At 74.5% G+C, this 4636-nt stretch carries 4 protein-coding genes; all 4 read left to right on the top strand.

Features of this window, described 5'->3' with window-relative positions; genetic code table 11:
• Positions 1–73: 73 nt before the first annotated feature.
• Positions 74–1009 (top strand): NAD(P)-dependent oxidoreductase, encoded by a 936-nt coding sequence (locus tag KS423_RS39010; protein ID WP_224284472.1) that lies wholly within the window; start codon positions 74–76, stop codon positions 1007–1009.
• Positions 1010–1124: 115 nt separating this feature from the next.
• Positions 1125–1703 carry a flavodoxin family protein gene (locus tag KS423_RS39005; protein ID WP_224284470.1) on the top strand — a complete coding sequence of 193 codons (579 nt, stop codon included), beginning with the start codon at positions 1125–1127 and terminating at the stop codon, positions 1701–1703.
• A gap of 350 nt (positions 1704–2053) precedes the next feature.
• Entirely contained in the window at positions 2054–3190 is a 1137-nt protein-coding gene (locus KS423_RS39000; protein WP_224284469.1) for an LPXTG cell wall anchor domain-containing protein, read from the top strand.
• A 214-nt stretch (positions 3191–3404) separates the two neighbouring features.
• Positions 3405–4636 (top strand): hypothetical protein (locus KS423_RS38995; RefSeq protein WP_374120115.1); only part of this gene is annotated, 1232 nt, incomplete at its 3' end.

The following is a 4636-nucleotide window of genomic DNA, read 5'->3' as shown; positions in this document are numbered from 1 at the left end:
GACCGCAGCCGGCTGCCGGCCTGCGCGTGAGCCGCCGCCCGGCCGCGGGTCCGCAGGCCGGTCCGCAGGCCTCCTGACGTACAGTCGATCGCACACGAGCAGTGGCGGCGAGAGGAGTGCGCGAATGCCCGGGCGGACGATCGGCTTCGTGGGGCTGGGGGCGATGGGGCGCGGCATGGCCGGCAGCCTGTTGCGGGCCGGCCACACCGTACGGGTCTGGAACCGCTCGCCGGAGCCGGTGGCCGCCATGGTGGCCGAGGGCGCGGAGGCGGCCGACTCGCTCGCCGAGGTGTTCGCCGCCGACACGGTGGTCTCCATGCTCGCCAACGACACGGCGGTCGAGCAACTGTTGCTCGACCCCGCGCTGCTGGCCGGTGCCGCGGCGACCCTGCACGTCAACATGGCCACCGTCTCGCTCGCCCTCGCCGAGCGGGCCGAGGCGCTGCACGCCGAGCACGGCATCGGCTACGTCGCCGCCCCCGTCCTCGGCCGGCCGCCGGTCGCGGCGGCGGGGCGGCTGAACATCCTGGTCGCGGGCGAGCCCGGGCTGCTGGAGCGGGCCGAGCCGCTGTTCGCCGCGATGGGCGAGCGCACCTGGCACTTCGGCGAGAGCCCCCGGCAGGCCAACACGGCCAAGATCAGCACCAACTTCCTGATCGCCTGCGCGATCGAGTCGATGGCCGAGGCGTGCAGCCTGGCCGAGGCGCACGGCGTCCGGCCGACCGACCTGGTCGAAATGCTCACCGGCACGCTCTTCCCCGGGCCGGTCCACACCGGCTACGGCGCGATGGTGGCCGAGCGCCGCTACGAGCCGGCCGGGTTCCGGCTGCCGCTCGGGCTCAAGGACGTCGGCCTCGCGCTGGAGGCGGGGGCCGCGCGCAACGTCCCGCTGCCGTTCGGCAGCATCCTGCGGGACGCCTTCCTGGACGCGCTGGCCCACGGCGACGGGGACAAGGACTGGGCGGCGGTCGCCGCCGTCGCCCGCCGCCGGGCCGGACTGCCCGACTGACCGTCGGCCGGCCGCCCCGGGTTCCGTGCCCGGGGCCGGCACGGGCACGGAATAACCGGCGTTCGACGGCAGCTCCCTCCTGCGTCCGCACCGCACGTACGACGGAGGAGTCCTGATGGCCGATCAGCAGCCCGGCGCCGAGGCGCCGCGCCGGTTCCTGTTCCTCGACGCCAGCGCGCGGGCCGACGGCAACTCGGCCCGACTCGCCCGGCTGGCCGCCGAGTCGAGCCTGCCGGCCGGCGCCGAGCAGCGCTGGCTGCGGCTGGACGAGCACCCGCTGCCGCCCTTCCGGGACCTGCGGCACACCGGTGACGGCAGCTACCCCGAGCCGGCCGGCCAGGAGCGGACCCTGCTGGACGCCACCCTGGCCGCCACGGACCTGGTCTTCGTCGCGCCGCTGTACTGGTACTCGCTGCCGACCAGCGCCAAGCTCTACCTCGACCACTGGTCGGCCTGGATGCGGGTGCCCGGGGTGGACTTCCGCGCCCGGCTGGGCGGCGGCACGCTCTGGGGCGTCACCGCCCTCGCCGGCGGGGACGACAAGGCGGAGCCGCTGATCGGCACCCTGCGGCTGACCGCCGAGTACATGGGGATGCGCTGGGGCGGGGTGCTGCTCGGCAACGGGACCCGCCCGGGCGACGTGCTGGGTGACGAGCGGGCGATGATCGCGGCCAAGTCCTTCTTCGCGGGCTGATCTCCCGGGCCGATGCCGGGGGCCGAGCCCGTGCGGACCGGCCTCCGGCGGGCCGGGCGCTGCGCGCATTCGCCGCTCGCCGCCGGAGGCCGTGCGGGACCGTCCTCCGGGCGTGTACCCGTCACCTGTAGGTCACCCCTCGGCATGGCGCAAAAGCCTTGCAAGTGGCCAGAGTTGGATGAATCGGGCACCACTTCCCCGGGTCCGGACCGTAGTCGGCCACCCGCCTTCCGGACCGGTCGGGTCATTCGGTACTCTCCGTCGGACTTTCAGCTTCGCGGGGGGTCCGCGGCGTCTGTGGCCGCCCCCTCGCGCCCGGGCCTCGCCCGGACACTTCCGTGAGGTCTTCCTTGTCCATACGTCGCAGTCTTGCCTTTGCCGGCGCCGCCGCGCTCGCGTCCTCGCTCGTGCTGGCCGGCGCCCAGGGCGCCATGGCCGTCGGCACCACCGGCACCCCCTCCGCCGTCGCGTCGCAGGCCGACAAGGCGTCGCACGCGAGCCTCGACCTCTCGCTGAACGGCGTGCCCGGCACCTTCATCGCCGGCGGTGACGCCCGCGAGTTCACCTTCAAGGTCGACAACCGGACGAAGCACGACTTCGTCTTCATCCCGCTGCTCAAGTTCAAGAACAAGGCGGGCTCGCTCCAGGCGAAGGACCTCAAGGTCCAGTACCGGCTCCCCGGGGGCGAGTGGCAGACCGCCGTGGCCGCCCCCGACAAGAGCGGAGAGAAGAACGACTCCGTCCTGATGCTGCTCGGCACCCTCGGCCCGGACGGCAACCCGGTCGCCGACGACCTGCTCGGGGTGAACCGCGGCAAGAACGTCCCGATCAAGGTCCGGGCCTCCTTCGCCGACGGTGCCCCGCTCGGCCGGGCCGGCGTCGTCCCGGTCGTCTTCGCCGCCCAGCTCGACGACTCCAGCCACCAGCCGGTCGACAACGGCCACCTCAGCTGCGACGGCGGCGTGGGCTTCGTCATCAAGGCGCCCGGCGGCAAGCCGACGCCCACCTCGTCGCACACCGGCAAGCCCAGCCCGACGCCGACCCCGACCCAGACGGGCAAGCCCAGCCCGACCGCGAGCGGTTCCCCGTCGGCCACCGCGACCGCCACGCCGACGGAGAAGCCGACCGAGAAGCCCACCGAGACCCCGACCGAGAAGCCCACCGAGAAGCCCACCGAGAAGCCGACCACCCCGGCCACCGGTGAGCCCTCCGGCTCGGCCACCGCCCCGGCCCCGGCCGAGAGCAGCGGCGACACCTCGGGTCCGATCGACTTCCCGGTGGAGCCCCCGGTCATCACCCCGCCGCCGCTGACCCCGGCCGCCGTCGACAAGGCCAAGGCCACCGCGGACGGCAACGACAAGGCCCTGGCCCAGACCGGTGGCGGTGACAACACCACCGCCATCGCGGCCACCGGCGGCGCCGTCCTGGCGGCCGGTGTCGGCACCCTCGTGGTGCTGCGCCGCCGCAAGGCCGCCCAGCAGGGCTGACCCGAAGCGCGCCGAGCCGAAGCGCGCCGACCTAGAGGGCGTTCCCCGCGGGGGCCGGGCCACGGCTGATGCCGGCCCGGCCCCCGCGTCGCTCCCGGTGTGCCCCGGGCCGCCCGCACCGTCCCGTCGGACGGGTGTGCGAGCGGCACGGGCGGTTCTCCTCCGTCACATAGGATGTCCGGCCGGAGGGGGGCGGAACGGCGGGAGAGGACAGGTGCGGGAAGCGCGCACGGCACGGACCACCACCGATTACGAGGCGGCGACCGGGCGGATCGCCGGACTGCCGTTCCGGCGGCACCACGTCCTGCTGACGGCCTGGACGGTGCTCTGGTTCTTCCTGGTCGAGCCCAGCGGTGGCTTCTCCTGGCACTACCTGCGCCAGGGCGAGCAACTGCTTTTCAGCGGTCAGCCCGACGGCGGACTGTCGCTCTACGCCCACCACCCGGAGCTCCAGATCGGCCCGGTCAGCCTGGCCGCGGCCCGCCTCACCGCCCCGTTCGCACCGCACACCGGCGAGCTGATCGCCGAGGCGGTGAGCGCCGGGCTGGGCCTGGTGATGCTGGTCGTGGTCGGCCGCACCGCCGCCCTGTACTACCTCGGCACCGGGACCAACCACCGACGGCTCCAGCAGCGGCTGCTGATCGCCGGGCTGGCGTTCATCCCGATGTGGGTCGAGGTCTCCGTCCGCTTCGCGCACCTGGACGACGTCCTCGCGCTGTTCTTCACCACCCTCGCCGCGCACGCCCTGGCCCGCGGCAAGCCCGTCCAGGTCGCGGTCTTCCTGGCGCTGGCGGTGGACTCCAAGCCCTGGGCGATCGCCTTCGCCCCGCTGATCCTGGCGCTGCCCCGGCCCGCCTGGCTGCGCACCGCGCTCTGGTTCTGCGCCCTGGTGGCGATCGCCTGGCTGCCGTTCTACCTGGGCAACCTGGACACCATGGCGGCCGCCAAGTTCACCATCCCGAACCAGCCCGCCTCCGCACTGCGCTGGTTCGGGGTCACCGACCCGTCCACCCCCTGGTGGGACCGCCCGACCCAGTTCGCGCTCGGCATCGGGCTCGGCTGCGTCGCCGTCTGGCGCGGGCGCTGGCCGGCCGTGGTGCTGCTGGGCGCGGACGCCCGCATCCTGCTCGACCCGAGCGTCTACACGTACTACACGGCCTCGATCCTGCTCGGCACCCTGCTCTGGGACGCGGTCGGGCAGAAGCGGCTCGTCCCGTGGTGGAGCTGGATCGCGCTGGTCGCGCTGTACGGCGGCACGCTGTTCCTGCCGTCCGACGCGGCCCGCGGCTTCGTCCGGCTCGCCTTCGTGGTGGTCTCCGCCGCGTACGTGCTGTTCTGGCCCACCCAGCGGTCCCGCCGGCAGCGGCCCGGCGCACCGGGTGACGGCAACGGCGGGGGTGGCGGCCACGGCCGCCGGAGCGGCCGTCGGCGCGAACGGGCGCTGGC

It is taken from the genome of Streptomyces sp. LS1784 (assembly GCF_020103755.1).
Classification (GTDB): Bacteria; Actinomycetota; Actinomycetes; order Streptomycetales; family Streptomycetaceae; genus Kitasatospora.
The sequence above is the reverse complement of the archived record's forward strand: the minus strand, read 5'-3'. Positions and strand labels throughout refer to the sequence as shown.

Bases quoted from the DNA above. Each gene is read 5' to 3' on its own strand.
- KS423_RS39005 (WP_224284470.1), top strand. From the start codon at position 1,125: ATGGCCGATCAGCAGCCCGGCGCCGAGGCGCCGCGCCGGTTCCTGTTC.